Origin of the sequence: Mycolicibacter algericus DSM 45454 (genome assembly GCF_002086455.1) — a bacterium.
Lineage (GTDB): Bacteria > Actinomycetota > Actinomycetes > Mycobacteriales > Mycobacteriaceae > Mycobacterium > Mycobacterium algericum.
Window position 1 is genome coordinate 52,620 of record NZ_MVHC01000016.1, and the last position, 26,054, is coordinate 78,673.

Here is a 26,054-nt window from a genome sequence, read left to right on the forward strand (position 1 = left end):
TCATGAGCCCACCACCGGCTGGGGCACCGCGGCCAGCAGCCGGCGGGTGTAGTCGTGTTGCGGGTCGCGGAAAACCTGGCCCGCCTCACCCTGTTCGACGATCTCCCCGGCGAACATCACCGCCACGCTGTGCGCCAGGTGTTTAACCACAGAGAGGTCGTGCGAGACGAACAGATACGACAACCCGAACTGCTGTTGCAGATCCAGCAGCAGGTTGATGATCCCGGCCTGAATTGACACGTCCAGCGCCGACACCGGCTCATCGAGCGCCAGGATCTTCGGCTGCAACGCCAGCGCCCGGGCGATCCCGATCCGCTGTTTCTGACCGCCGGAGAACTCCGCCGGATACCGCAGCGCGTCGCCGCGGCGCAGCCCCACCAGCTCCAGCAGCTCGGCCACCCGGGCATGGGTCATTGCCTTGTCGAATCCGTTGGCGCGCAACGGCTCGGCGAGCACCTCGAAGACCGGCAGCCGCGGATCCAGCGAGGCCACCGGATCCTGGAACACCACCTGCAGGTCGCGGCGCAGCGCGCGGCGGCCGTCGCGTGTCAACGCCGCGACATCGCTGCCGAGCACCTCGATCGAGCCCGCCTGCGGGGCAGCCAGTTCCAGGATCTGGTGCAAGGTGGTGGATTTGCCTGAGCCGGATTCGCCGACGATTCCCAGGGTGCGGCCCTGCTGCAACGCGAAGCTGACACGAGAGACGGCGCGCACCTCACCGACCCGGCGGCGCAGCACCCCCTTAGTCAGCGGATAGGTCTTGACCAGGTCACGAACCCGCAGCACCGTTCCCGAATCCGTGACAGCGGGTGCGGTGACCGCGGTGGGCACGCGATAGATGTCGGCGGCGCTGCGCCCGGCCACCTGGTCGGTGTGGATGCAGGCGGCGGTGTGAGAAACCCCGACGTTCAATAGCTCCGGCTCCTGCGCCCGGCACTCGTCGGTGACCAGCGGGCAGCGCGGGGCGAACGGACAGCCCGGCTCGATGCCGGCCAGCGACGGCGGAGCGCCGGGGATCGGCACCAGTCGGGTGCCTTGCGGCGCATCCAGCCGGGGCACCGACCCCAGCAATCCCACCGTGTAGGGCATCCGCCGATCGGCGTACAACGCGGCCACGGGTGCGGCTTCCACCACCCGTCCGGCGTACATCACCAGCGCCCGGTCGGCGAACTCGGCGACCACCCCCAGGTCGTGGGTGATGATCAGCACGCCGGCGCCGGTCACATCACGCGCGGTCTTGAGCACCTCGAGGATCTGCGCCTGCACCGTGACATCCAGTGCGGTGGTGGGCTCGTCGCAGATCAGCAGGTCCGGGTCACACGAGATCGCGATCGCGATCACCACCCGCTGCCGCTCCCCGCCGGAGAGTTCGTGGGGGAAGGCCCGCGCCCGCTCCTGCGGCCGCGAGATACCCACCAACTCCAGCAGTTCCACCGCGCGTCGGCGCGCCTCGGCCCGCCCGATCCGGGGCTGATGCACCTCGATGGCCTCGGCGATCTGATCACCCACGGTGTAGACCGGCGTCAGCGCCGACATCGGATCCTGGAACACCATGCCGATCGAGGCGCCGCGGAACTTCGACATCGCGGTGTCGCCCAACCCGATCAGCTGCGTGCCGGCCAGCCGCACCGAACCGGACACCTGCGCGTGCTCGGGCAGCAACCCCATCACCGCCATGGCCGCCGCGGATTTGCCCGACCCCGATTCGCCGACCATCGCCACGACTTCGCCGGGGTCCACCCGGTAACTGATGCCGCGCACCGCTTGTACCGCATCGCGGCCGGCGCCGAACGTCACGGCAAGGTCGGCGACTTCCAGCAGGGCGCTCATCGGCGGCCTCGCAAGCTGGCGGCGTCGGGGTCCAGCGCGTCACGCAGGCCGTCGCCGGCGAGGTTGGCGCAGACCAGGATCGTGATCAGCACCCCGGCCGGGAACAGGAACACCCACGGGAAGGTGATCGCCGAGGCGGTGCCGTCGGCGATCAGCGTGCCCAACGACACGTCGGGCGGCTGGATGCCGAAACCCAGGTAGCTCAAGCCGGTTTCGGCCAGAATCGCCACCGCGACGTTGAGCGCGGTGTCGATGATCAGGATGGACGCCACGTTGGGCACGATGTGGTCGATGATGATGCGCCGACTCGACACTCCCATATACCGTGCGGCGCGGATGAATTCACGTTCGCGCAGGCTCATCGTCAGCCCGCGCACCATGCGGGCGCTGATCATCCAGCTGAACCCGGCCAGCAGCAACACCAGCATGAAGATGTTGCCGCTGTTTTTGGTGCGCGGGGTGATGATCGCGATCAGGATGAACGCCGGCACCACCAGCAGCAGGTCCACCAGCCACATCAGCATCCGGTCGCGCCAGCCGCCGAAATATCCCGCGATCGCCCCGACCGTCGCGGCGATCACCGTGGAGATCAGCGCCACGCATACCCCGATCAGCATCGACTTCTGCATGCCGCGCAGGATCTGGGCCAGCAGGTCCTGGCCCAGTGCGTTGGTGCCCAGCCAGTGCTTGGCGCCCGGCGGCACCAGCAGCGCGTCGTAGTCCAGGTCGGTGTAGGAGTAGGGCAGCAGGCTCGGCAGTGTGTAGCAGCCGACGAACATCACCGCCAGCAGCGCCAGCGCGCCCACCGCGGTGCGGCTGCGCAGAAATCGGCGCAGCACCAGGGTGCGCCGGGAGGCGAACGCGATCTCGGTGCTCGTCATGACACCCGCACCCGCGGGTCCAGCAGCGCATAGATGACATCGGAGAGCAGCCCGGCCAGCAGGACCACCGCACCGGAGAACACCGTGATCGCCGCGACGATGTTGGTGTCCTGGGTGGCCACGCCTTGCACCACCCATTCGCCCATGCCGTGCCAGCCGAAGATCTTCTCCACGAACACCGCCCCGGTGACCAACCCGGCTACCCCGTAGGCGAACAGCGTGGCCATCGGGATCAGCGCGGTGCGCAGCCCGTGTTTGAACAGTGCGCGCCGCCGGGTCAGCCCCTTGGCGCGGGCGGTGCGGATGAAGTCCTGGCCGAGCACATCGAGCATCGCGTTGCGCTGGTAGCGGCTGAAGCTGGCGGCGGCCCCCAGCGCCAGGGTCAGCGACGGCAACACCAGGTGCTGCAGCCGATCGAGCAGCCCGGGCCAGAAGCCGGTGACCAGCCCGGGGGAGGTCTCGCCGGTGTAGTCGAACAGTTGCGTGCCCAGTGCCCAGTTCACCCGCAGCGCGCCCAGGATCACCAGGTTGGCCAGCACGAACGTGGGCACCGACAGCACCAGCAGCGCCGCCATCGTGATCACCCGGTCGGAGAGCCGGTACTGGCGCACCGCGCCCCACGCGCCGGCCACCACACCGATGACGGTGCCCGCCAGCGAGCCGACCAGCAGCAGTCGCAGGCTCACCCCGATGCGCCGGCCCAGCTCGTCGGAGACCGGCTGACCGGTGACGGTGACACCGAAATCGCCGCGGACGGCATGCGAGGCCCAGTGCGCGTAGCGCAGCGGAATCGGCTTGTCCAGGCCCAGTTCGGCGGCCTTGGCGTCGATGACCGCCTGCGGGGGACGCGGGTTGCGCTGCATCAAGCTGTCCAGTGGGGCGAACGCCAGCGAGGTCAGGCAGAAGGTGAGGAAGGATGCGAGGCCCAGCAGCACCAGGTAGTTCAGCGCCCGGCCGGCCAGAAACCGCATCATGGCCAAAAGGGTAGAGCCCCCACGCGGCGGCGCGCCGGACGCCTCATTCCCGCGAGCGCGCGTGTCCCCGGCCGACACGCCGCGGGAATCACCGGGTTTACGCACGCTCGCGCCCGGGAGACCCTCTGGCGAATCATTGATTCGAATGATTATTACCCGTGGAAACTCGCGGCTCGTTGATTAGTCTCAGACGTCAGACCGCGACAGAGGGAGAACCCCGTGACCGTCACCGACGACTACCTGGCCAACAACGCGGAGTACGCGAAGACCTTCAAGGGTCCGCTGCCGATGCCGCCGAGCAAGCACGTCGCGATCGTCGCCTGCATGGACGCGCGCCTCGACGTGTACCGGGTATTGGGCCTCAACGAGGGTGAGGCGCACGCGATCCGCAACGCCGGCGGGGTGATCACCGACGACGTGATTCGGTCCCTGGCGATCAGCCAGCGGTTGCTGGGCACCCGGGAGATCATCCTGATCCACCACAGCGACTGCGGGATGCTCACCTTCACCGACGATGAGTTCAAGCGCTCGATCCTCGAGGAGACCGGAATCCGGCCGGGCTGGGCGCCCGAGGCATTCCCGGACCCGGCCGAAGACGTCAAGCAGTCGTTGCGCCGGGTCAAGGCCAGCCCGTTCATCACCGCGACGACCTCGCTGCGCGGGTTCGTCTTCGACGTCGCCACCGGCAAGCTCGGCGAAGTCACCGTCTAGCGCGCCTGGTCTCCGCGCGATCTGAGCCATCCGCCGCCGGCGAGCGTGCGCCGATCCGGTCGACACGCCGAGCGCGGGGCCGGGGACACGCACGGTCGCCGAGAGGGGGCGGCCTGCGCAGATCACATTGACAGCTGCCCGGCCGGCCTGGTTACATGACCGCCTATAACAAACAAATCTGGTAAGTCTCACCAAGATTATCGGATATCCCTGGCGAGGAACCCATGACCAGCAACATCACCGCACCCCCGGAGCCGTCGGCGCCGTTGCAGGCCGGGCGGTATCAGCTGACGCATCTGCGCACCCTGGAGGCCGAGGCCATCCACATCATCCGGGAGGTGGCCGCCGAATTCGAGCGGCCGGTGCTGCTGTTCTCCGGCGGCAAGGACTCCATCGTGATGCTGCACCTGGCCGTCAAGGCATTCGCGCCGGGGAGGCTGCCGTTCCCGGTGATGCACGTCGACACCGGCCACAACTTCGACGAGGTCATCGCCGCGCGTGACGAGCTGGTCGCCCGCACCGGCGTGCGACTGGTGGTGGCCAGCGTGCAGGACGACATCGACGCCGGACGGGTGGTTGACGACGGGCCGTCGCGCAACCCGCTGCAGACCGTCACCCTGCTGCGCGCCATCCGGGAGAACAAGTTCGACGCCGCGTTCGGCGGCGCCCGCCGCGATGAGGAGAAGGCCCGCGCCAAGGAGCGGGTGTTCAGCTTCCGCGACGAGTTCGGCCAGTGGGACCCCAAGGCGCAGCGACCCGAGCTGTGGAACCTCTACAACGGGCGGCACCGGGCCGGCGAGCACATCCGGGTGTTCCCGCTGTCGAACTGGACCGAATTCGACATCTGGTCCTACATCGGCGCCGAGGAGATCCTCTTGCCCTCCATCTATTTCGCCCACCGGCGCAAGGTCTTCCGCCGCGACGGCATGCTGCTGGCCGACCATGAGTTCCTGCGGCCCGCCGACGGCGAGGACGTGTTCGAGACCACGGTGCGCTTCCGCACCGTCGGCGACGTCACCTGCACCGGCTGTGTCGAGTCCACCGCGGCGACCGTCGAGGACGTCATCGCCGAGACCGCGGTGTCGCGGCTGACCGAGCGCGGCGCCACCCGCGCGGATGACCGGATCTCCGAGGCAGGCATGGAAGACCGCAAGCGGCAGGGGTACTTCTGATGAGCACGGCGACCACACTGCTTCGCATCGCCACGGCCGGATCGGTCGACGACGGCAAGTCCACCCTGATCGGGCGGTTGCTGTTCGACTCCAAGGCCGTCATGGAGGACCAGCTGGCCTCGGTGGAGCGCACCTCCCGGGAACGCGGCCACGACTACACCGACCTGGCGCTGGTGACCGACGGGTTGCGCGCCGAGCGCGAGCAGGGCATCACCATCGACGTGGCCTACCGTTACTTCGCCACGCCCAAGCGGAAATTCATCATCGCCGACACCCCGGGGCACATCCAGTACACCCGCAATATGGTGACCGGCGCCTCGACCGCCCAGCTGGCGATCGTGCTCGTCGACGCGCGCCACGGCCTGCAGGAGCAGTCGCGCCGGCACACCTTCCTGGCGTCGCTGCTGGGCATCCGCCACATCGTGCTGGCCGTCAACAAGATGGACCTGATCGACTGGGACGAGCAGCGATTCGCGTCCATCCGTGATGATTTCCACTCGTTCGCAACCCGGCTGGACGTGCACGATGTGACGACCATCCCGATCTCGGCGCTGCTCGGCGACAACGTGGTGACCAAGTCCGACAAGACGCCCTATTACGAGGGCCCGTCGCTGCTGTCACATCTGGAAGACGTCTACATCGCCGGTGACCGCAACCTGGTCGACGTGCGGTTCCCGGTGCAGTACGTGATCCGGCCGCAGACCCACGAGCACGCCGACCACCGCAGCTACGCCGGCACCGTCGCCAGCGGTGTCCTGCGTCCCGGCGACGACGTGGTGGTGCTGCCGTCAGGGAAGCCGAGCCGGGTCGCGGCGATCGAGGGGCCCAGCGGCCAAGTAAGCGAAGCGTTCCCGCCGATGGCCGTCTCGGTCAGTCTCGAAGACGACATCGACATCTCCCGCGGCGACATGATCGCTCGCACCAACAACCAGCCGCGAATCGTCCAGGATTTCGACGCCACCGTGTGCTGGATGGCCGACGGGGCGACGCTGCAGCCCGGCAACGACTACATCATCAAGCACACCACCCGCACCACCCGGGTGAAGGTGATGGCACTGGATTACCGTCTCGACGTCAACACGCTGCACCGGGACAAGGAGGCGAACTCGCTGCAGCTCAACGAGCTCGGCCGGGTCTCGCTGCGCGCCCAGGTGCCGCTGATGCTCGACGAGTTCAGCCACAACGACGCCACCGGGTCGTTCATCCTCATCGACCAGTCCACCAACGGAACGGTCGCGGCCGGCATGGTGCTGCGTGACGTCTCGGGTCGCACCCCCAGCCCGAACACGGTGCGCCACGAGTCGCTGGTCACCGCGGCCGACCGGTTGTCGAAGGGGCGCACGGTATGGTTGACCGGGCTGTCCGGTGCGGGCAAGTCCTCGGTGGCCATGCGCGTCGAGCAACTGCTGCTCGAAAGGGGAACGCCCGCCTACGTTCTCGACGGCGACAATCTGCGGCACGGCCTCAACGCCGATCTCGGCTTCTCGATGGCCGACCGCGCCGAGAACCTGCGCCGGCTCGCGCACGTGGCAACCCTGCTGGCCGATTCCGGCCAGATCGTGCTGGTGCCGGCGATCAGTCCGCTGATCGAGCACCGCCAGCTGGCCCGGCAGGTCCACACCGACGCCGGTTTCGAATTCATCGAGGTGTTCTGCGATACCCCGCTGGAAGACTGCGAGCAGCGAGACCCCAAGGGGCTGTATGCAAAAGCGCGCGCGGGCCTGATCACCCACTTCACCGGCATCGACAGTCCGTATCAGCGGCCGCGGAATCCCGATGTGCGGCTGACCCCCGACGACGACGTCGACCAACAAGCCCGCCAGGTCATCGCGGCGATCGACGCCCGGCAGTGAACGACCACCAGCTGGCCGCCCAGCTCGCCACCGACGCCGGCCGGTTGTTGCTGACCGTCCGCAACGAACTGGCCGACGCGCCGCAAGCCGAGCGTAAAGCGGCCGGCGACAAGCGCTCTCATGATTACCTGATGACCGCGCTGGCCACCGAACGCCCGGCGGATGCGGTGCTGTCCGAGGAGGGCGCCGACAACCCGGTGCGGCTACAAGCCGACCGGGTCTGGATCGTCGATCCGCTCGACGGCACGCGGGAATACTCCGAGCTCGACCGCGACGACTGGGCCGTGCACGTCGCGCTGTGGCAGGCCGGGGAACTGACCGCCGGCGCGGTCGCGCTGCCGGCCCGCGGCATCACGCTGGCCACCCCGACCGTCGCCGCACCGCCCGAGCACCCCGGCCCGGCGCGCATCGCGGTCTCGCGCAGCCGCCCACCGGCCGTTGCGCAAGCCATCCGCGACCACCTCGACGGCGAACTGGTCGCGATGGGATCGGCCGGGGTGAAGGTCGCCGCGGTCATCCAGGGCGCCGCCGACGTCTACGTGCACGCCGGCGGACAGTACGAATGGGACTCCGCGGCCCCGGTGGCCGTCGCGCGGGCCGCCGGCCTGCACACCTCGCGCATCGACGGCTCCCCGCTGGTCTACAACCGGCCCGACCCGCTGCTGCCCGATCTGGTGGTGTGCCGGCCCGAATACGCCGACGCGGTGCTTGCGGCGATCGGCTGACGTCGCCGCGACGAGCGCAGATGGCAGAATCGCCAGGATGCGGATGTCGGCCAAGGCGGAGTACGCGGTGCGGGCGATGGTGCAGCTCGCCACCGCCGACGCCGGCACCCTGGTCAAAACCGACGACATCGCCGCCGCCCAGGGCATCCCGCCGCAATTTCTCGTCGACATCCTGTCCGATCTGCGCACCGACCGGCTGGTCCGCAGCCAGCGCGGCCGTGACGGCGGCTACGAACTGGCGCGCGCGGCCACCGAGATCAGCGTCGCCGACGTGCTGCGCTGTATCGACGGCCCGCTGGCCAGTGTTCGCGACATCGGCCTGGGCGATCTGCCCTACGCCGGCCCCACCGCCGCGTTGACCGATGTGTGGCGGGCGTTGCGGGCCAGCATGCGCTCGGTGCTCGAGCAGACCAGCCTGTCCGACGTCGCCACCGGGCAACTGCCCGCCCACGTCGCCGAGTTCGCCGCTGACTACCGCGCCCAGGAGCGCCAGCGCGGCCACGGCTGACCTCCCATCCGGGCGCGAGTGTGCGTGTTCCCGGCCCGACACTCCGTGCAGGGGCCGGAACACGCACGCTCGCGCGACAGCCCCACAGCCCCACAGCCCGACAGCCCGGCTATGGCCCCGAGCCGTACGGGCGGGTGAGGATCTCCATCGCGTGACCGCTGGGGTCGCGGAAATACACCCCGCGCCCACCGTCGCGACGGTTGATCTCACCGGGCCGCCCACCGCGCGGGTCCGCCCAGTGCGCCAGCCCCCGCGAGGCGATCTTGGCGTAGATGGCGTCGAAGTCGTCCTCGGAGACCAGGAACGCATAGTGCTGCGGCGGGATCTCCTCGTCGCCGGGCACCTCGGCGTAATCGAGGCTGGCCTCGTGATCGAGCCCGACGACCATGAAGTGGCCGAACGGCTGGGGATCGGGCAGGCCGAACAACTCCGCCAGAAAAGCCGCCGACTCCTGCTTGTCGTGGGCGGCGACGATGGTGTGGTTGAAGGAAATGCTCATGGTTCAAGTGTCGGCCGCCGCGGGCGCGCATGCCACAATCGCGGGCATGCAGGTGGGAATGACCATGCCGGTGATGGAGCCCGATCTGGATGCGACGCTGCTGCGGGACTGGGCGTGCGCCGTCGACGAGGGACCGTTCTCGTCGCTGGCCTGGGGCGAGCGGATCGCCTTCACCAACCCCGACAGCCTGACGCTGCTGGGAGCGCTGGCGGCCTGGACCGACCGGGTGCGGCTGGTGACGACGGTGATCGTCCCGCAACTGCACGATCCGGTCATGCTGGCCAAGGCGCTGGCTACCGCGGACCTGCTCAGCGGTGGGCGGCTCACCGTCGGCATCGGTGTGGGTGGCCGGCACGAGGACTACCGGGCGGCCGGTGCCGACCCGGCGACGCAGACGATGCGGCAGATGGCCGAGCGGGTCGCGATCATGAAGCGGGTCTGGGCGGGGGAGAAGACCACCGAGTCGGTGCTGCCGGTCGGGCCGGCGCCGACGCAGCCCGGCGGGCCGCCGCTGGTGGTCGGCACCATCGGCCCGAAGACGTTGCGCAGCGCGGCCGGTTGGGCCGAGGGTCTGGCCGGCATCACCATGGACCTCGACGTGGCCAAGCAGAACGAGTTGTTCGACGTCGCCCGCCAGGCCTGGCGGGAGGCCGGCAAGGCCCAGCCGTATCTGGCGACCTCGTTCTGGTTCGCGCTGGGCGAGCACGACGCTGCGCGCAACCAGGTGCGCGAGCACCTGTTGCGCTACATGAACTGGATTCCCGCCGAGTACGTCGAGGCGATGGCACCGACCACCGGCTGGGCGGGCAACGAGGACGAGCTGCTCGCAGTGCTGCGCAGCTTCGAAGCGGTGGGTGCCGACGAGATCCACTTGATCCCAACCAGTTCCGACCCTGATCAGCTGCGACGGGCCGCCGAGGTGGTTACTGAGTTCACCCGCTGAGGCCCGGCCCTAGCCGCCCACTGGGAATCCCACGACGTGAGAGCGGCGTGTCGTGTCGTCAGATTCCCGCTCGCGGTCAGTCAACCCAGCGGCAATGGGTCATCTCCCACATCCCGGTGAGGCGGTTGCGACACGGTCACGGAAGCATCTCTATCGATATCTCACTAGCCACAACCGTCTCACCAGCCACTATCGTCGCAGCAGGCGAGGCCCGGAGCGGTCCCGGAAAGGTGTGACATGTCGGCGACGCGTGCGATCGTCTCGGCCGCGATGGTGCCGGCGGTCGCCCTCGGCATGGTGCTCGCCACCGAGTTCGCCCCACCGGCCTCCGCGGCAACCTGCAATGCGCCCGAGGCCAACATCGAACCGCCGCCGGGCTCGCCGACGACCGGAGCCGGTCAGCTGCCGACCGGGCGGCGGCCCCGCGGCACCAACGACAGCGCGCCGCTGCCCAAGCTGGGCCCGCTGATCGCCGCACTGATCAACCCCAACGGCGCCATACGACAACAGGCCGCGGTGGTGCCCCCGGTGCCGTCCCCGGACGGCCAGGTCGCGCCGAACGCCGCCCAACCGGTTCAGCCGGTTCCGAACGCCGGCGCCGATCCGGGGCTGTCGACCGCCGACGCCGCCGGTGCCATCGCCGGTTCCCAGACCTCGCTGGTGGAGTGGGTGACCGGGCCCAACAGTCCCAACCAAACCCTGCAGCGCTTCGGCATCTCCGGCACCGACCTGGGAATCCCTTGGGACAACGGTGATCCCGCCAACCGCCAGATTCTCATGGCGTTCGGCGACACCTTCGGCTACTGCCGCATCCCCGGCCACCAGTGGCGGCAGAACGTGCTGTTCCGCACCCAGGACAACAACCTGGCCGACGGCATCACGGTCGGGCCCGGCGGCATCGGCAACAAGTATTCGGGTTCACCACTGCGCCAAGCGAACTTCTCCAAGCAGATCCTGCCCGCCGTCCAACTGGCGCCGCACCAGGAGGGCATGATCCCCACCGCCGCCATCGGGATCGCCGGAAACCAGTACATGAGTTTCATGTCCATCAAGCAGTGGGGGCGTGACGGCGAATGGTCCACCAACTACTCGGCTATCGCGGTCTCCAACGACAACGGCGAGACATGGGGTGTCTATCCGGGGACGGTGCGTTCGACGTCGCCGGAGAACGTGCCCCGGGCGCGCTTCATCCCCGGTAACGAGAACTTCCAGATGGGTGCGTTCCTGCGTGGCGGCGACGGCTACCTGTACTCCTACGGGACACCCGCGGGCCGCGGCGGCTCGGCGTACCTGGCGCGGGTGCCCGAGCGCACCATTCCGGATCTGACGACGTACCAGTACTGGAACGGTGACAGCGGGTCGTGGGTGCCCAACAACCCGGCTGCGGCGACACCGGTGATCCCCGGCCCGGTGGGTGAGATGTCGGTGCAGTACAACACCTATCTCCGGCAGTACCTGGCGCTGTACGGCAACGGCGGCAACGACGTCGTCGCCCGCACCGCCCCGACGCCGCAGGGCCCCTGGAGCGCCGAGCAGACGCTGATCCCGACCGGCCAGATCCCCGGCGGCATCTACGCGCCCTACGTGCACCCGTGGTCGACCGGCAAAGAGGTGTACTTCACATTGTCGCTGTGGAACGCCTACGACGTGATGCTGATGCGCACCGTGCTGGGCTGAGCCCGCCTCAGCCGCCCACCGCCGGCCGCGGCATCCGGTAGCGCCGGTCGCGCATGCGCAGCACCGGATACCCCTTGCGGCCGGCGCCCAGGGCCCGCACCGGGGCCGCGGGCGCCAGCTGCCGCGACGACGACGGGCGCCCCGGTTCCTCCGATGACGCCAACGGCTGGGTGGCTGCGGCCAGTTGGACCTGCTGCACCGCCGAGACGTTCGCCGGTGCCGCCGGCCAGCTCGAGGGCACCGACAAGCCGCCCACCGGCGCGGCCTGCCCGACACCGGCCAGCACCATCGCCGGTGCGCCGGCGCCGAATTGGCCGGCCGCAACCGCGGCCGCCGGGGCCTTGGCGGCCGCCGACGCGGCGGCCGGAAGCAGCGCCAGGATCCAGTTGCCCATCTGACCCGCGGTGCGGATGGAGTCGGCGGTGAAACGCGCCGGGTTGGTCACGGTGTTGAGGGCGCCGGTAGTGCTGACCGTCGAGGACACCAGCGCGGCCATCGGGTCCGACTGTGTCGCCGTGGCGGTGGCAGTGGCGTGCGCGACCGCTGCGGCCTGGCCGGATTGCGCTGCCGGACTGGTGGTTTGCCGAGGCTGCTGAAACGGGGAGAGCGTGGCCGCGGCCGACGAGCCGGCCGCGTAGGCGTACATCGCGGTGGCATCCTGGGCCCACATCGCGGCGTAGGCGGCCTCGGTGGCGGCGATCGCCGGGGTGTTCTGCCCGAAGAAGTTGGTGGCGACCAGGGTGGCCAGCTGGACCCGGTTGGCGGCGACGACGGGTGGCGGCACCGTTGCGGCGAAAGCGGTTTCGTAGGCGGCCGCGGCGGCACGGGCCTGATTGGCGGTCTGCTCGGCCAGCGTCGCGGTGGTCGACGCCCAGGCGACATAGGGGGCCGCGGCGGCGATCATCGCCTCGGCCGAGCCACCGGACCAGGCGTGGCCGTGCAGTTCGGACAGCGTCGAGGAGTAGCCGGTCGCAAACGATTCCAGCTGCCAGGCCACGGCGTCCCAGCTCGCGGCGGCGGCCAGCATCGGACCCGAACCCGGGCCCGAATACATCAAGGTCGAATTGACCTCGGGAGGAAGCATCCCGAAATCCACCATGGAGAGTCCCTGCCGGTTATCCGCCGACCGAGGGGCGCGGCATGGCGAAGCGCTTCGGCCCGACCCGCAGGATGCTGCTGACGGTGGAGCGCCCAGCGCCACCGGCCGCCGCTCCCATCGCCGCCGCCGGCGCGGCCATCATGCCGCTCGCCGGAGCCTCCTCCCAGGAGCCGGTTGCGGCCAGCTCGGCTTCGGACAGGAACAGCGGCTCCTCGCTGGCGGTGGCGATCGGCGCGGTGTCGGCCCAGGCCTTCGGCACCGACAGCTGACCGATCGGCGAGGCGGTGCCCATGCTGGCGGTGCTGCGCACCAGCGACGGCCCCGCCTGCACCGCCGAGGCCATGCCGGCGGCGGGAAGGACCGCCGGCACGGCGGCGGCCGCGGCCTTGGGCGCCGAGCCGCCGACCGCCTTGGCCAGGGCGGTGAAGAAGCTGCCCGCGTTGGTCACGGTGCGGCTCATGGCGGTGGCGAAACCGACCGGGCCGCTGAGCGTGTTGAAGGTGCTCGCCCCGTCGATGACGCCGTCGGCCGCCGACTGGCTGCCCTGCGAGGCCGCCGCGGTGCCGAGGGCGGCCGCCGGTGCCAGTGCCTGGCTGGCGGCCGCGGCGGAGTTGGTGGTCTGCGGCGGCTCCTGGAACGGTGCCAGCTGGGTGGCGGTATAGGCGGTGGTGGCGTAGCCGTGCATGGCCGCGGCGTCCTGCGCCCACATCTGGGCGTAGGCGGCTTCCAGGGCTGAGATCAGCGCGGTGTTCTGCCCGAAGATATTGGTGGCCACCAGATTTGCCAGCTGTGTGCGGTTGGTGGTAACGACGGCCGGTGGAACCGTTGCCGCACGGGCGGATTCGTAGGCGGCTGCGGCGGCACGTGACTGGGTGGCGGCATGCTCGGCTTGCGTTGCGGTCTGGCTCACCCAGGCGATGTAGGGCGCTGCGGCGGCGAGCATCGCCTGGGAGGAGGCGCCCGTCCACCCTTCATCCTGCAGTCCGGTGAGCGTGGTCGAGTAGCCCAGCGCGAACGCGTTCAGCTGTCCGCTCAACGCATCCCAGGCCGCCGCCGACGCCAGCAGTGGCCCCGAACCGGGTCCGGTATACATCTGGGTCGAGATGACCTCGGGCGGCAGAATCCCGAAATCCAGCATCAACGAAGCCTTTCCTCGAACGCATCGGATGATGCGCAGCCGGTGAGATCGGCAGGCGAGGTGAAGGATCAGCCGAAAAGGGCTGTGGCCTACCGAATTGATTCGTGGCGGTTATGCACGCGGCGACATCGCCTGGTTCCGCCGGCGGCCCGGATCTCGCATTCCAACTGTGTTGTCATGGGAATCGGGTGCTCGCTTTTCGGTAGTGCTTTCTGGTTAGCCACGACGTTAGACGCGGGCCGCGCGAAATCCCGCCCGGCACGCGGGCGCGTGCGGTGACAAGAAGGCTTCAGCGGCGTGGGCAGCGTCATCGCCGAATCGCTCATTCAGGCCGACAAATGTGCTGCTACCTGCATGGATGCGGCGAGTTCCAGTCATGCCCGGTGCGGGGACGCCCGTCTTGCGTACCGCCGCGGGGTTAAAAATCAGCCTGCAATAAACCGGTTTGTGCGCAGGTGGGCGCCCCGGAGCGGGATCTTCACTGGTCAGTCTGGTTTCGCCGCCCGGCGCGCTCGGCGAACGCATCGAGCGCAGCGAGCACTTCAGGAGAACGCCACACTTGCGTAAGTGAAGTTAACGAGGTCGGTTGACTTCACTTACGTAGGCGGATGCGCGCGGTCAGGCGTCGAACACCGTGCGCAACGCGGCGCCGACGTCAGCGATCACGCCCGGGGTGTAGCCGGGGATATTCATCGTCACCCCGCCGACCCCGGCGTCGAGCACCTTGGTCTTGATCTGCTCTGCGATCGACTCGGGGCTGCCGGCCACCATCCGCTGGCTCATCGCGTCGGGGATCTGGTCGGCGCTGACGTTCTGGCCGGCCAGCGCGGTGAGCAACATGGTGGTCTCCAGTGTGGCCGGGTCGCGCCCGATCGCCTCGCAGCTGCGCTGCACCGCCGCCATTTTCGCGGGCAGCTCGTCGAAGCCGGCGATGATGTTGAGGTGGTCGAAGTGCCGTGCCGCCAGCGGAATGGTCTTCTTCTCGCCGCTGCCACCGATCAGTAGCGGAATGTGGTCGCGGAAGCGGGGTTCGGCCATCGCCTCGCGGGCGCGGTACCACTTGCCCTCGAAGGTCGGCCGTTCGCCCTTGATCATCGGCAAGATGATCTCGAGTGCCTCGTCGAGCCGGTTGAACCGGTCGGTGAAGGTGCCGAACTCGAAACCCAACTGGTCGTGTTCGAGCTCGAACCATCCGGTGCCGATGCCCAGCACCGCCCGCCCGGAGCTGACGACGTCCAGGGTGGTGATGATCTTGGCCAACAGCGCCGGGTTGCGGTAGGTGTTGCCGGTGACCAGCGTGCCCAGCTGGACGCTTTCGGTCGCGGTCGCCAGCGCACCCAGCGCCGTGTAGGCCTCGAGCATCGGCTGGTCGGGAGAGCCCAGCATGGGCAGTTGGTAGAAGTGGTCCATCAGGAACACCGCGTCGAACCCGGCGGCCTCGGCCTCCTGGGCCTGGGCGATGACGGTCGGGAACAGCTTTGAAACGTCGGTGCCGTAAGAGAAATCGGGGATCTGGAAGCCAAGGCGGATCGTCATTCGTTTGACCCTAGGGGTCGCGGGGGCTTGTCCGGGGGGAATTTCGCTGGGCGCGAACCGGGTCAGCCATCGCACGCCGCGGGGCCGACGCGGCTAACCGCCGTCTCGCACGCCCGCGCGTCGGGTCAGGTGGTCGATCTGCTGATAGGTCGCATAGACCACCAGGGGCGGCAGCACGATGAACGGCACGTTCTCGCCGATGAACTTGAACCAGAAGCCCCAGCTGCCTTGGCCGATGTCGGCGAACCCGGCGCCCACCTCACTGAGGAAGTAGACCGCGGTGCTGCTCATCAGCACGGAGATGCCGACTGCCACCACCCACAGGCAGCGGATACGGGACTCCAGCGGCAGCGAGGAGCGCAGCAGCTTGGTCCACATCACGAAGACGGTGATCCCGGTGCTGACCCCGACCACTTCGAGAGCGAACACCCACGGATTGCCGCTGACGTAGCGGGTGTCGGCCAGACCGTATTGCCACCACAGCCACTTGAAGCCCGGATCGTCGGTGGGCCCCCACCAGCCCAGCGGCTGACCGATCAGGAACATCAGCTCGTAGCCGATCTGGCTGGCCGCGGTGAACGGGATGTAGAACAAGGTCAGCTCGGCGGCCCGGTCCAGTCGGGTGCGCTGCTCGCCGGGCGCATCCCAGAGGATCACGAACGGCAGCAGCATTACCGGGATCCCGAAGACGATGTTGGCGATCACATCCACCTGGAAGCTGGCGGGGATGATGCGCAGACTGACCGCGATGGTCAGCAGCAGAAACATGCCCAGGACGAATAGCGCGACGCCGGTATAAATGCGCAGCCGGTGCGGCGCCCAGGGCCGGGCGAAATCGGTCTCGTGTTCCTGCACGGCAGTCATCGTCGTCGCCCTTCGCCGCATAGTCTCAACTACTTGTTATTGCGGGGCAGTCTAACCGGGTGGGGCCGCCGCTTTTCGCCGTTTCGGGGCTCCCTTCTCACCACCGCCACAAGTACTGCGGACACTGCCCCGCGACGACGGACCGGATGTACACCCGCGCATCAGCCGGCGTCGCATCCGGGCCGAGCACCTGGCGCACCGTCACCGACGATTCCAGGGTGCTGGGCGTGTTCCCGGCAGCGAGTAGGCGACAGATCGCGTCGCCGGCCGGGTCGGCGTGAGCAGTCGCGGTGCTCATCACCGCGACTGCTGCCAACATGGCGGGAATGAGCCACTTGGTGGCCGCGCCGTTCCGCCGACGATAGGTCCGGGCAACCGGGTCGCTGCGCGCTGCACCGACGGTCTCTGGTTCTTTGAGGGTGTTCGGCATACTCGGCAGCGTGCCACCGGGGCCTGACAGTGTCTCGACGACGAACAGGGCCGCGTTGACCGATGGTTCGGCTCCCGTGTTCTAGGGGCCACACCGCATGTTGCACGGACTTGCATTCGTGCTGGTGGAAAGTGCCCCCGGCAGGATTCGAACCTGCGGCCTTCTGCTCCGGAGGCAGACGCTCTATCCCCTGAGCTACGGGGGCGCACGAACTACGGGCGCCAAAGTGGGCTCCGACAGACTAACGCATGAAACCGAGAGTCCAAGAACCGGACGGATTCGGGTCCTGACCACGTCAGACCATAGGATGGAGCCTCGTGACCCCCGCCGATCTGGCCGAATTGCTCAAGACCACCGCCGCCGCGGTGCTGGCCGAGCACGACCTGGACACCGCCGCGCTGCCCGCGACGGTGACCGTGGAGCGGCCGCGCAACCCCGAACACGGCGATTACGCCACCAACCTGGCCCTGCAGCTGGGTAAGAAGGTCGGCGTCAACCCGCGTGAGCTGGCCGGCTGGCTGGCCGAGGCGCTGACGGAGGCCGACGAGATCGCCTCGGCCGACACCGCCGGTCCCGGCTTCGTCAACATCCGCCTGGACGCCTCGGCGCAGGGCACCATCGTGGCCAACATCGTGGAAGCCGGCCAGAGCTACGGCCACTCCCAAGAGTTCGACGGCCTCAACGTCAACCTGGAGTTCGTCTCGGCCAACCCCACCGGCCCAATCCACATCGGCGGCACCCGGTGGGCCGCGGTCGGTGACGCGTTGGGCCGGCTGCTTTCCACCCAGGGCGCGGCGGTCACCCGCGAGTACTACTTCAATGACCACGGCGCCCAGATCGACCGGTTCGCCAACTCGCTGATCGCCGCCGCCAAGGGCGAGCCGGCCCCCGAGGACGGCTACGCCGGCGCCTACATCACCGATATCGCAGCCCAAATCCAGGCCAAGGCCCCCGATGCGCTGAGCGGCCCGGACGCTCAGGAGACGTTCCGCGCGATCGGCGTGGACCTGATGTTCAGCCACATCAAGGAGTCGCTGCACGAATTCGGCACCGACTTCGACGTCTACACCCACGAAGACTCGATGCACACCTCCGGCCGGGTCGAGCAGGCCATCGAACGGCTGCGCGCCAACGACAACATCTACGAAAAGGACGGCGCCACCTGGCTGCGCACCAGCGCCTACGGTGACGACAAGGACCGCGTCGTGATCAAGAGCGATGGCAAACCCGCCTACATCGCCGGCGATTTGGCCTACTACCTGGACAAGCGTGAGCGTGGCTTCAACCTGTGCATCTACATGCTCGGCGCCGACCACCACGGCTACATCGCCCGGCTCAAGGCTGCCGCGGCCGCCTTCGGCGACGACCCGGCGACCGTCGAGGTGCTGATCGGCCAGATGGTCAACCTGGTGCGCGACGGCCAGCCGGTCAAGATGAGCAAGCGCGCCGGCACCGTCATCACCCTCGACGACCTGGTCGAGGCCATCGGCGTGGACGCCGCCCGCTACAGCCTGATCCGTTCCTCGGTGGACACCCCCATCGACATCGACCTGGCGCTGTGGTCATCAGCCAGCAACGAAAACCCGGTCTACTACGTGCAATACGCGCACGCCCGATTGTCGGCGCTGGCCCGCAACGCGGCCGAACTGGGCCTGGCCCCCGACACCGCCCACCTCGGAATGCTCACCCACGACAAGGAGGGCACGCTGATTCGCAACCTGGGGGAATTTCCCCGGGTGCTCAAAACCGCTGCCGCGCTGCGTGAACCGCACCGGGTGTGCCGCTATCTGGAAGACCTCGCCGGTGACTACCACCGGTTCTACGACAGCTGCCGGGTGCTGCCGCAGGGCGACGAAGCGCCGGCCGAGCTGCACACCGCGCGGCTGGCGCTGTGCCAGGCCACCCGCCAGGTGATCGCCAACGGGCTGGGCATTCTCGGCGTGAGCGCACCGGAGCGGATGTGAACGTCCACCCCGCCGGCCCGCGCCACGCCGAGGAGATCCACCACGACGGTCTGCCGCCGCGGCCGCAGACCTCCCAGGAACTGCTGGAGCTGGCGCCGAATGTGTGGCCCCGCAATGCCGTTCGCGACGACGACGGCCAAGTGAGCGTCGCCGGGGTGAAGGTCACCGACCTGGCCGCCGAATACGGCACCCCGCTGTTCGTCGTCGACGAGGACGACTTCCGGGGCCGCTGCCGTGAGATCGCCCAGGCCTTCGGCGGCGGCGACCACGTGCACTACGCCGCCAAGGCCTTCCTGTGCAGCGAGATCGCCCGCTGGATCGACCAGGAAGGGCTGGGCCTGGACGTCGCCACCGGCGGCGAGCTGGCCGTCGCGCTGCATGCGGGCTTCCCGGGGCCGCGAATCACGATGCACGGCAACAACAAATCGGTCGCGGAGCTGCAGGCTGCGGTCGATGCCGGCGTCGGCCACATCGTGCTCGACTCGCTGATCGAGATCGAACGCCTCGAAGCCGTGGCCGCCGCGGCCGGGATCGTGCAGGACGTGCTGGTGCGGGTCACCGTCGGCGTGGAGGCGCATACCCACGAATTCATCTCCACCGCACACGAAGACCAGAAGTTCGGCCTGTCGCTGGCCAGCGGTGCGGCGATGGACGCCATCAGAAAGGTTTTCGCCACCGACCATCTGCGCCTGGTGGGCCTGCACAGCCACATCGGTTCGCAGATTTTCGACGTCGCCGGCTTCGAGCTGGCCGCCCACCGCGTCATCGGCCTGCTGCGCGACGTGGTCGCCGAATTCGGTGCCGCCTTGGCCGCGCAACTGTCCGTCATCGACCTGGGCGGGGGGCTGGGCATCTCCTACCTGCCGCAGGACGATCCGCCCCCGATGGACGAGCTCGCCGGCAAACTCGCCGCGATCGTGCGCGACGAATCAGCCGCCGTCGGCCTGCCGACGCCGCAACTGGTCGTCGAACCCGGCCGGGCCATCGCCGGTCCGGGCACCATCACGCTCTATGAGGTCGGCACCGTCAAAGACGTCGACGTCAGCGCCACCGCACGCCGCTGCTACGTCAGCGTCGACGGCGGTATGAGTGACAACATCCGCCCCGCGCTCTACGACGCGCACTACGACGTCCGGCTGGTGTCGCGAGACGGCACCGCCCAACCGGTCGCGGCGCGCATCGTCGGTAAACACTGCGAGACCGGCGACATCATCGTCCGCGACACCTGGGTTCCCGAGGACCTGGTTCCCGGTGACCTGGTCGCCGTGGCCGCCACCGGGGCGTATTGCTACTCGATGTCGAGCCGCTACAACCTGCTCACCCGTCCGGCGGTGGTGGCGGTGCGCGACGGGAAGGCTCGCCTTATGCTGCGCCGGGAAACCGTCGATGACCTGATCAGCCTGGAGGTGAGGTGAAAGTGTCCGATGCGAATGTTCCCGTGAGCCCGGTGGGTGTCGCTGTGCTGGGACTGGGCAACGTCGGCAGTGAAGTCGTCCGCATCCTCGAGGCCAGCGCCGATGACCTCGCCGCCCGGATCGGTGCGCCGCTGGTGCTGCGCGGCGTCGGGGTGCGCCGGGTGGCGGATGACCGGGGAGTGCCCGTCGAACTGCTCACCGACGACGTCGACAGCCTGGTGTCCCGCAGCGACGTCGACATCGTCGTGGAGCTGATGGGCCCGGTTGAGCCGGCCCGCAACGCGATCCTGTCGGCGATCAAACATGGCAAGTCCGTCATCACCGCCAACAAGGCGCTGCTGTCACGGTCCACCGGCGAGCTGGCCGAGGCCGCCGAAACCGCGCGCGTGGACATGTACTTCGAGGCCAGCGTCGCCGGCGCGATCCCGGTGATCCGGCCGCTGACCCAGTCGCTGGCCGGTGACACCGTGCTGCGGGTGGCCGGCATCGTCAACGGCACCACCAACTACATCCTGTCCGAGATGGACTCCACCGGCGCCGACTACGCCAGCGCACTGGCCGATGCGAGCGCACTGGGCTACGCCGAGGCCGACCCCACCGCCGACGTGGAGGGCTACGACGCCGCCGCCAAGGCCGCGATCCTGGCCTCGATCGCCTTCCACACCCGGGTGACCGCCGACGACGTCTACCGCGAGGGCATCACCAACATCACCCCCGAGGACGCCGCCGCGGCGCGCGCGCTGGGCTGCACCATCAAACTGCTGGCCATCTGCGAACGCATCTCCAGCCGCGGCGGCCAGCAGCGGGTCTCGGCGCGGGTCTACCCAGCGCTGGTGCCGCTGGAGCACCCGCTGGCCACCGTCAACGGCGCCTTCAACGCCGTGGTGGTCGAGGCCGAGGCGGCCGGCCGGCTGATGTTCTACGGGCAGGGCGCCGGCGGTTCCCCGACCGCCTCGGCGGTCATGGGCGACCTGGTGATGGCGGCCCGCAACCGGGTGCAGGGCGGTCGCGGACCGCGCGAGTCCAAATATGCCCAATTGGCCATCGCGCCGATCGGCGACGTCCAGACCCGCTACTACGTGAGCATGGACGTCGCCGACAAGCCGGGCGTGCTGGCCACCGTCGCAGCCGAGTTCGCCGCCCACGAGGTGAGCATCGCCGAGGTGCGCCAGGAAGGCGTGACCGACGAAGAAGGCCAACCGATCGGTGCCCGGATCGTGGTGGTCACCCACCGCGCCGCCGAATCGGCGCTGTCGGAAACCGTTGCGGCGCTGGCAGAACTGGATGCGGTACAGCAGGTCGCCAGCGTGCTACGACTGGAAGGAACAGACCAGTGAGCTCCACCCGCACGGCGATCCACCAGCCCTGGCCCGGCCTGATCGGCGCCTACCGCGACCGGCTTCCCGTCGGCGACGACTGGACACCGATCACGCTGCACGAGGGCGGCACCCCGCTGATCCACGCCAAGCGGATCTCCGAACAGCTCGGCTGCACCGTGCACCTCAAGGTGGAGGGGCTCAACCCCACCGGTTCGTTCAAGGACCGCGGCATGACGATGGCGGTCACCGACGCGGTGGCCCGCGGCCAGCAGGTGGTGCTGTGCGCCTCGACCGGCAACACCTCGGCGTCGGCGGCGGCTTACGCCGCGCGGGCCGGCATCACCTGCGCGGTGCTGATCCCGCAGGGCAAGATCGCGATGGGCAAGCTGGCGCAGGCGGTCATGCACGGCGCCAAGATCATCCAGATCGACGGCAACTTCGACGACTGCCTGGAGCTGGCCCGCAAGATGGCCACCGACTTCCCGACCATCTCGCTGGTGAACTCGGTGAACCCGGTGCGCATCGAAGGCCAGAAGACCGCGGCGTTCGAGATCGTCGACGCGCTGGGCACCGCGCCGGACGTCCACTCGCTGCCGGTCGGCAACGCCGGCAATATCACCGCCTACTGGAAGGGCTACCGCGAGTATTACGCCGACGGCCTGACCGCCAAGCTGCCCAAGATGCTCGGGACGCAGGCCGCGGGCGCGGCGCCGCTGGTACTCGGTGAGCCAGTCAAGAACCCCGAGACCATCGCCACCGCCATCCGTATCGGCTCGCCGGCATCCTGGACCCAGGCCGTCGAAGCGCAGGTGGATTCCGGTGGGCGGTTCCTGGCCGCCACCGACGAGGAGATCCTGGCCGCCTACCACCTGGTGGCCGAGTCCGAGGGTGTCTTCGTGGAGCCGGCGTCGGCGGCCAGCATCGCCGGGCTGCTCAAGTCGGTGGCCGACGGCTGGGTGCCACAGGGCTCGACGGTGGTGTGCACCGTCACCGGAAACGGGCTCAAGGACCCCGACACCGCGCTGCGGGATCTGCCCGAGGTCACCGCGGTTCCCGTCGACGCGGCCACCGTGGTCGCCGAGTTGGGGCTGGCCTAGTGGTCCAGCTGTTACCGACCGGGTTGACGGCCAGCGTCGCGGTGGCGGCGTCGAGCGCCAACCTGGGCCCCGGCTTCGACAGCCTCGGGCTGGCGTTGGGACTCTACGACGAGATCATCGTCGAGACGATCGATTCCGGCCTGGTGGTCCACGTCGAGGGCGAGGGCGCCGGCCAGGTCCCGCTGACATCGGATCACCTTGTCGTCCAAAGCATCCGGCGGGGGCTTCAGGAAGTCGGGGCCGACGTGCCCGGAATGGTGGTGCGCTGCCGCAACGCCATCCCGCATCAGCGGGGACTGGGCTCCTCGGCGGCCGCCGTGGTCGGCGGGCTGGCCGCGGTCAACGGACTTGTCGCACAACTTGATCGGCCGGGGCTGTCGGAATCCCGCTTGGTCCAGCTGGCATCGGAGTTCGAGGGCCACCCCGACAACGCCGCCGCTGCCGTGCTGGGTGGCGCAGTGGTCTCCTGGACCGCGAACCGGGGCGACGGCAGTGGGACCGCCTATTCGGCGGTGCCGTTGCGGCTGCACCCCGACATCCACCTGTTCCCGGCGATACCGCAGCTACGTTCGTCGACCGCCGAGACTCGCATGTTGCTGCCCGAGCAGGTCAGCCACCGCGATGCCCGATTCAATGTCAGTCGCACCGCGCTGCTGGTGGTGGCGCTGACCGAGCGGCCCGACCTGCTGCTGGAGGCAACCGAGGACCTGCTGCACCAGCCACAGCGCGCCGCGGCGCAGCCCGAGTCCGCGCAGTACCTGCAACTGCTGCGGCAGCACGGAATCGCCGGTGTGCTGTCCGGTGCCGGGCCCGCGGTGATCGCGTTGAGCACCGCACCCGAACTTCCCGCTGAGGTGCTTGAGGCACCAGCGGCGCGTGGGTTCACTGTGACGCAGCTGCGTGTCGGTGATGCGGTCAAGTGGAATTCCGGCGTGGTGGTGCGCGGTTGAGGCACGCCGCGCCGCATTTGTTGCGCGAGCCACTCAAGGCGGCTATCCTCGGTCCCGTCCCGCATTCGCGGCATCAGCACCTGACTCAGACTGCGATGTCACTGGGACGCCACCAAATTCTTCTCGTAGCTGACGGCTCGCGATTTGACGCTGTCGATACGGGTATCACCGTTAAAACAGTCGACGGTGACACGCACTCGGCGGTTCCGCTGGATGCACCCAACCCCTCGCGTGACAAAACCGACGAGGGAAGAAAGGAAATCCGTGACCGAAACGGACCTCTTCACGGCTGAAGGCAGCACCGGACAGGCTTCGCTGTCGACCTCCCAGAGCGACTCCCCGACCTCGAGTCAGGGCGCTTCGGAGGCCTCCGGTGCCAGCACGCCGGCCGCCGGCGACGACACCGCGGTGTCCGCCCCCGAAGCCAGCTCGACACCCGCCACCAGCGACTCCGCGCCCGCCGCGACACCCGACAACGGTGCTGCGACCGCTGCGGAACCGTCGTTGTCGGCGATGGTGCTGCCCGAGCTGCGCGCGCTGGCCAACCGCGTCGGCGTCAAAGGCGCCTCCGGGATGCGCAAGAGCGAGCTGATCGCCGCGATCCGCGAAGTCGGCGGCAACGGCGGCAACGAAGGTAGCGGTGGCAATGGGGGTGGCGGCGGCGACGCTGCCGAGACGCCCGCCGCCGAGGCGCCCGCGAACGGGGCCGCCGTCGGCGACGAGCCCGCCCAACCCGAGGCCACCGACGCCGGCGAGGCCACCGAGGCGCCGCCTCGTCGTGAACGGCGCGGCGCCAGCCGCGCGACCGGCGCACCTGCTGCCGACGGGGAAGACCAGGACAAAGGCGAGCCCCGCAAGCAGGGTGAGGCCAGCAAGCAGGGCGACGGCAACAAGCAGGACAAGCCCGACGAGAAGGCCGAGCAGACCGGTGGCCGCCGCGACGGCGCCAAGTCCGACGACGCCGCTGGGGGCAAAGGCGATCAGGCCAAAGGCGATCAGGCCAAAGGGGATCAGGCCAAGGGCGATCAGGCCAAGGGCGACGAGCAGAACCGCGGCCAGCAGGGCCAGCAGAACGGCGATGACGACGATGGGCGCGGTGGCCGGCGTGGCCGCCGGTTCCGGGACCGGCGGCGCCGGGGCGAACGCGGCGGCGAAGGCGGCGACACCGAGCTGCGCGAGGACGACGTCGTCCAGCCGGTGGCCGGCATCCTCGACGTGCTGGACAACTACGCGTTCGTGCGCACCTCCGGCTACCTGGCCGGCCCGAACGACGTCTATGTCTCGATGAACATGGTCCGCAAGAACGGGCTGCGCCGCGGCGACGCGGTGACCGGCGCCGTGCGGGTGCCCCGCGACGGCGAGCAGCCCAACCAGCGGCAGAAGTTCAACCCGCTGGTGCGGTTGGACTCCGTCAACGGCGGACCCGTCGAGGACGCCAAGAAGCGCCCCGAATTCTCCAAGCTGACCCCGCTGTACCCCAACCAGCGGCTGCGTTTGGAGACGTCGACAGAGAAGCTGACCACCCGGGTCATCGACCTGATCATGCCGATCGGCAAGGGACAGCGCGCGCTGATCGTGTCGCCGCCCAAGGCCGGTAAGACCACGATCATGCAGGACATCGCCAACGCGATCACCCGCAACAACCCGGAGTGCCACCTGATGGTGGTGCTGGTCGACGAGCGGCCCGAGGAAGTCACCGACATGCAGCGCTCGGTCAAGGGTGAGGTCATCGCCTCGACCTTCGACCGGCCGCCGTCGGATCACACCCAGGCCGCCGAACTGGCCATCGAGCGGGCCAAGCGCCTTGTCGAGCAGGGCAAAGACGTGGTCGTCCTTCTCGACTCGATCACCCGGCTGGGGCGGGCCTACAACAACGCCTCCCCGGCGTCGGGCCGCATCCTGTCCGGTGGTGTGGACTCCACCGCGCTTTACCCGCCCAAGCGGTTCCTGGGCGCCGCGCGCAACATCGAGGACGGCGGCTCGCTGACCATCATCGCCACCGCGATGGTCGAGACCGGGTCCACCGGTGACACGGTGATCTTCGAGGAGTTCAAGGGCACCGGTAACGCCGAGCTCAAGCTGGACCGCAAGATCGCCGAGCGCCGGGTGTTCCCGGCCGTCGACGTCAACCCGTCCGGCACCCGCAAGGACGAGCTGCTGCTCTCGCCGGACGAGTTCGCGATCGTGCACAAGCTGCGCCGGTTGCTGTCGGGCCTGGACTCGCATCAGGCCATCGACCTGCTCATGAGCCAGCTGCGCAAGACCAAGAACAACTACGAGTTCCTGGTCCAGGTCTCCAAGACCACGCCGGGAATGGACAACGACTGACCGGGGGACCCCGGCCCGCGGGCCGGCCCCGCGGAATGCGCACGACCCTCCCGGCGTTTTGGGGGAGCGCCAGCGCAGCTGGCATAATCGAACACCTCAGGTTCCGGTTCACGTCCAGCCCACGGGCGGGGCGACCCGGCG

Annotated in this window: 22 protein-coding genes and 1 tRNA gene; 13 read left to right on the forward strand and 10 right to left on the reverse strand. The window is 69.0% G+C overall.

Annotation, left to right across the window (positions count from 1 at the left end):
• From BST10_RS14905 to BST10_RS14915, 3 genes are read right to left on the reverse strand one after another with little or no spacing between them, the layout of a single operon-like run.
• Window positions 1-1,830, reverse strand: coding sequence for a dipeptide ABC transporter ATP-binding protein (locus tag BST10_RS14905; protein WP_083038635.1), 1,830 nt, complete (start codon window positions 1,828-1,830; stop codon window positions 1-3).
• On the reverse strand, window positions 1,827-2,711 hold the full coding sequence (locus BST10_RS14910; protein ID WP_013828217.1) for an ABC transporter permease: 885 nt from the start codon (window positions 2,709-2,711) through the stop codon (window positions 1,827-1,829). The genes BST10_RS14905 and BST10_RS14910 overlap by 4 nt, the downstream gene beginning before the upstream one ends.
• Window positions 2,708-3,685 carry an ABC transporter permease gene (locus tag BST10_RS14915; RefSeq protein WP_083038637.1) on the reverse strand — a complete coding sequence of 326 codons (978 nt, stop codon included), beginning with the start codon at window positions 3,683-3,685 and terminating at the stop codon, window positions 2,708-2,710. Before BST10_RS14915 ends, BST10_RS14910 begins: the two co-directional genes overlap by 4 nt.
• A 219-nt stretch (window positions 3,686-3,904) precedes the next feature.
• On the opposite strand from BST10_RS14915, the gene BST10_RS14920 reads away from it, so the two are divergent.
• The 5 genes from BST10_RS14920 to BST10_RS14940 all read left to right on the forward strand — a co-directional run bounded on the left by BST10_RS14920 (window position 3,905) and on the right by BST10_RS14940 (window position 8,654).
• The gene (locus BST10_RS14920; RefSeq protein WP_013828219.1) at window positions 3,905-4,396 is read left to right on the forward strand and encodes a beta-class carbonic anhydrase; all 492 of its coding nucleotides are present in this window, start codon (window positions 3,905-3,907) and stop codon (window positions 4,394-4,396) included.
• A 224-nt stretch (window positions 4,397-4,620) separates the two neighbouring features.
• Window positions 4,621-5,568 (forward strand): sulfate adenylyltransferase subunit CysD, encoded by a 948-nt coding sequence (gene cysD / locus BST10_RS14925; RefSeq protein ID WP_235673564.1) that lies wholly within the window; start codon window positions 4,621-4,623, stop codon window positions 5,566-5,568.
• Window positions 5,568-7,421, forward strand: a complete 1,854-nt coding sequence (gene cysC / locus BST10_RS14930) for an adenylyl-sulfate kinase (RefSeq protein WP_083038639.1) — start codon at window positions 5,568-5,570, stop codon at window positions 7,419-7,421. Before cysD ends, cysC begins: the two co-directional genes overlap by 1 nt.
• Window positions 7,418-8,146, forward strand: coding sequence for a 3'(2'),5'-bisphosphate nucleotidase CysQ (locus BST10_RS14935; RefSeq protein WP_083038641.1), 729 nt, complete (start codon window positions 7,418-7,420; stop codon window positions 8,144-8,146). The genes cysC and BST10_RS14935 overlap by 4 nt, the downstream gene beginning before the upstream one ends.
• A 37-nt stretch (window positions 8,147-8,183) precedes the next feature.
• The gene (locus BST10_RS14940) at window positions 8,184-8,654 is read left to right on the forward strand and encodes an Rrf2 family transcriptional regulator (protein ID WP_083038643.1); all 471 of its coding nucleotides are present in this window, start codon (window positions 8,184-8,186) and stop codon (window positions 8,652-8,654) included.
• A gap of 109 nt (window positions 8,655-8,763) precedes the next feature.
• Here BST10_RS14940 and BST10_RS14945 read toward each other — a convergent pair whose 3' ends face one another.
• Window positions 8,764-9,153 carry a VOC family protein gene (locus BST10_RS14945; RefSeq protein WP_083038645.1) on the reverse strand — a complete coding sequence of 130 codons (390 nt, stop codon included), beginning with the start codon at window positions 9,151-9,153 and terminating at the stop codon, window positions 8,764-8,766.
• Window positions 9,154-9,211: 58 nt separating this feature from the next.
• Between BST10_RS14945 and BST10_RS14950 the strand changes: the two genes are divergently transcribed.
• Both BST10_RS14950 and BST10_RS14955 read left to right on the forward strand, forming a co-directional pair.
• The gene (locus BST10_RS14950) at window positions 9,212-10,096 is read left to right on the forward strand and encodes an LLM class flavin-dependent oxidoreductase (RefSeq protein ID WP_083038690.1); all 885 of its coding nucleotides are present in this window, start codon (window positions 9,212-9,214) and stop codon (window positions 10,094-10,096) included.
• Window positions 10,097-10,333: 237 nt separating this feature from the next.
• On the forward strand, window positions 10,334-11,773 hold the full coding sequence (locus BST10_RS14955) for a DUF4185 domain-containing protein (RefSeq protein WP_013828226.1): 1,440 nt from the start codon (window positions 10,334-10,336) through the stop codon (window positions 11,771-11,773).
• Window positions 11,774-11,780: 7 nt separating this feature from the next.
• On the opposite strand, the gene BST10_RS14960 is transcribed toward BST10_RS14955, so the two are convergent.
• From BST10_RS14960 to BST10_RS14985, 6 genes are all read right to left on the reverse strand, one after another.
• Entirely contained in the window at window positions 11,781-12,872 is a 1,092-nt protein-coding gene (locus BST10_RS14960) for a PPE family protein (protein ID WP_083038647.1), read from the reverse strand.
• A 16-nt stretch (window positions 12,873-12,888) separates the two neighbouring features.
• Complete coding sequence (locus BST10_RS14965; RefSeq protein ID WP_013828228.1) at window positions 12,889-14,010, reverse strand: PPE family protein; 1,122 nt, start codon at window positions 14,008-14,010, stop codon at window positions 12,889-12,891.
• Between the two features lie 618 nt (window positions 14,011-14,628).
• Window positions 14,629-15,546 (reverse strand): LLM class F420-dependent oxidoreductase, encoded by a 918-nt coding sequence (locus BST10_RS14970; RefSeq protein ID WP_083038648.1) that lies wholly within the window; start codon window positions 15,544-15,546, stop codon window positions 14,629-14,631.
• Between the two features lie 93 nt (window positions 15,547-15,639).
• On the reverse strand, window positions 15,640-16,410 hold the full coding sequence (locus BST10_RS14975) for an emopamil-binding protein (protein ID WP_083038649.1): 771 nt from the start codon (window positions 16,408-16,410) through the stop codon (window positions 15,640-15,642).
• Between the two features lie 97 nt (window positions 16,411-16,507).
• Window positions 16,508-16,840, reverse strand: coding sequence for a DUF732 domain-containing protein (locus BST10_RS14980; RefSeq protein WP_013828231.1), 333 nt, complete (start codon window positions 16,838-16,840; stop codon window positions 16,508-16,510).
• Window positions 16,841-16,972: 132 nt separating this feature from the next.
• A tRNA-Arg gene (locus BST10_RS14985) sits at window positions 16,973-17,045 on the reverse strand.
• A 112-nt stretch (window positions 17,046-17,157) separates the two neighbouring features.
• Between BST10_RS14985 and argS the strand changes: the two genes are divergently transcribed.
• The 6 genes from argS to rho all read left to right on the forward strand — a co-directional run bounded on the left by argS (window position 17,158) and on the right by rho (window position 25,913).
• A complete protein-coding gene (argS, locus tag BST10_RS14990) occupies window positions 17,158-18,804 on the forward strand; it encodes an arginine--tRNA ligase (protein WP_083038650.1) in 1,647 nt (548 codons plus the stop codon).
• Window positions 18,801-20,219: a diaminopimelate decarboxylase gene (gene lysA, locus BST10_RS14995; protein ID WP_083038651.1), complete on the forward strand. Its 1,419-nt coding sequence runs from the start codon at window positions 18,801-18,803 to the stop codon at window positions 20,217-20,219. The genes argS and lysA overlap by 4 nt, the downstream gene beginning before the upstream one ends.
• Before the next feature lie 23 nt (window positions 20,220-20,242).
• Window positions 20,243-21,556, forward strand: a complete 1,314-nt coding sequence (locus tag BST10_RS15000) for a homoserine dehydrogenase (RefSeq protein ID WP_041319662.1) — start codon at window positions 20,243-20,245, stop codon at window positions 21,554-21,556.
• Entirely contained in the window at window positions 21,553-22,635 is a 1,083-nt protein-coding gene (thrC, locus tag BST10_RS15005) for a threonine synthase (RefSeq protein ID WP_083038653.1), read from the forward strand. Before BST10_RS15000 ends, thrC begins: the two co-directional genes overlap by 4 nt.
• Entirely contained in the window at window positions 22,635-23,585 is a 951-nt protein-coding gene (thrB, locus tag BST10_RS15010) for a homoserine kinase (RefSeq protein WP_083038655.1), read from the forward strand. Before thrC ends, thrB begins: the two co-directional genes overlap by 1 nt.
• A 264-nt stretch (window positions 23,586-23,849) precedes the next feature.
• On the forward strand, window positions 23,850-25,913 hold the full coding sequence (rho, locus tag BST10_RS15015) for a transcription termination factor Rho (RefSeq protein WP_205277378.1): 2,064 nt from the start codon (window positions 23,850-23,852) through the stop codon (window positions 25,911-25,913).
• Window positions 25,914-26,054 lie beyond the last annotated feature (141 nt).

Excerpts from the sequence above, each read along its gene's own strand:
- BST10_RS14970 (WP_083038648.1), bottom strand. The coding sequence starts at position 15,546 with ATGACGATCCGCCTTGGCTTCCAGATCCCCGATTTCTCTTACGGCACC.
- BST10_RS14960 (WP_083038647.1), bottom strand. The coding sequence starts at position 12,872 with ATGGTGGATTTCGGGATGCTTCCTCCCGAGGTCAATTCGACCTTGATG.
- cysC (WP_083038639.1), top strand. The coding sequence starts at position 5,568 with ATGAGCACGGCGACCACACTGCTTCGCATCGCCACGGCCGGATCGGTC.
- BST10_RS14975 (WP_083038649.1), bottom strand. The coding sequence starts at position 16,410 with ATGACTGCCGTGCAGGAACACGAGACCGATTTCGCCCGGCCCTGGGCG.
- cysD (WP_235673564.1), top strand. The coding sequence starts at position 4,621 with ATGACCAGCAACATCACCGCACCCCCGGAGCCGTCGGCGCCGTTGCAG.
- BST10_RS14980 (WP_013828231.1), bottom strand. The coding sequence starts at position 16,840 with ATGCCGAACACCCTCAAAGAACCAGAGACCGTCGGTGCAGCGCGCAGC.
- BST10_RS14955 (WP_013828226.1), top strand. The coding sequence starts at position 10,334 with ATGTCGGCGACGCGTGCGATCGTCTCGGCCGCGATGGTGCCGGCGGTC.
- BST10_RS14910 (WP_013828217.1), bottom strand. The coding sequence starts at position 2,711 with ATGACGAGCACCGAGATCGCGTTCGCCTCCCGGCGCACCCTGGTGCTG.
- BST10_RS14965 (WP_013828228.1), bottom strand. The coding sequence starts at position 14,010 with ATGCTGGATTTCGGGATTCTGCCGCCCGAGGTCATCTCGACCCAGATG.
- BST10_RS14905 (WP_083038635.1), bottom strand. The coding sequence starts at position 1,830 with ATGAGCGCCCTGCTGGAAGTCGCCGACCTTGCCGTGACGTTCGGCGCC.
- BST10_RS14945 (WP_083038645.1), bottom strand. The coding sequence starts at position 9,153 with ATGAGCATTTCCTTCAACCACACCATCGTCGCCGCCCACGACAAGCAG.
- BST10_RS14950 (WP_083038690.1), top strand. The coding sequence starts at position 9,212 with ATGACCATGCCGGTGATGGAGCCCGATCTGGATGCGACGCTGCTGCGG.
- BST10_RS14915 (WP_083038637.1), bottom strand. The coding sequence starts at position 3,685 with ATGATGCGGTTTCTGGCCGGCCGGGCGCTGAACTACCTGGTGCTGCTG.
- BST10_RS14940 (WP_083038643.1), top strand. The coding sequence starts at position 8,184 with ATGCGGATGTCGGCCAAGGCGGAGTACGCGGTGCGGGCGATGGTGCAG.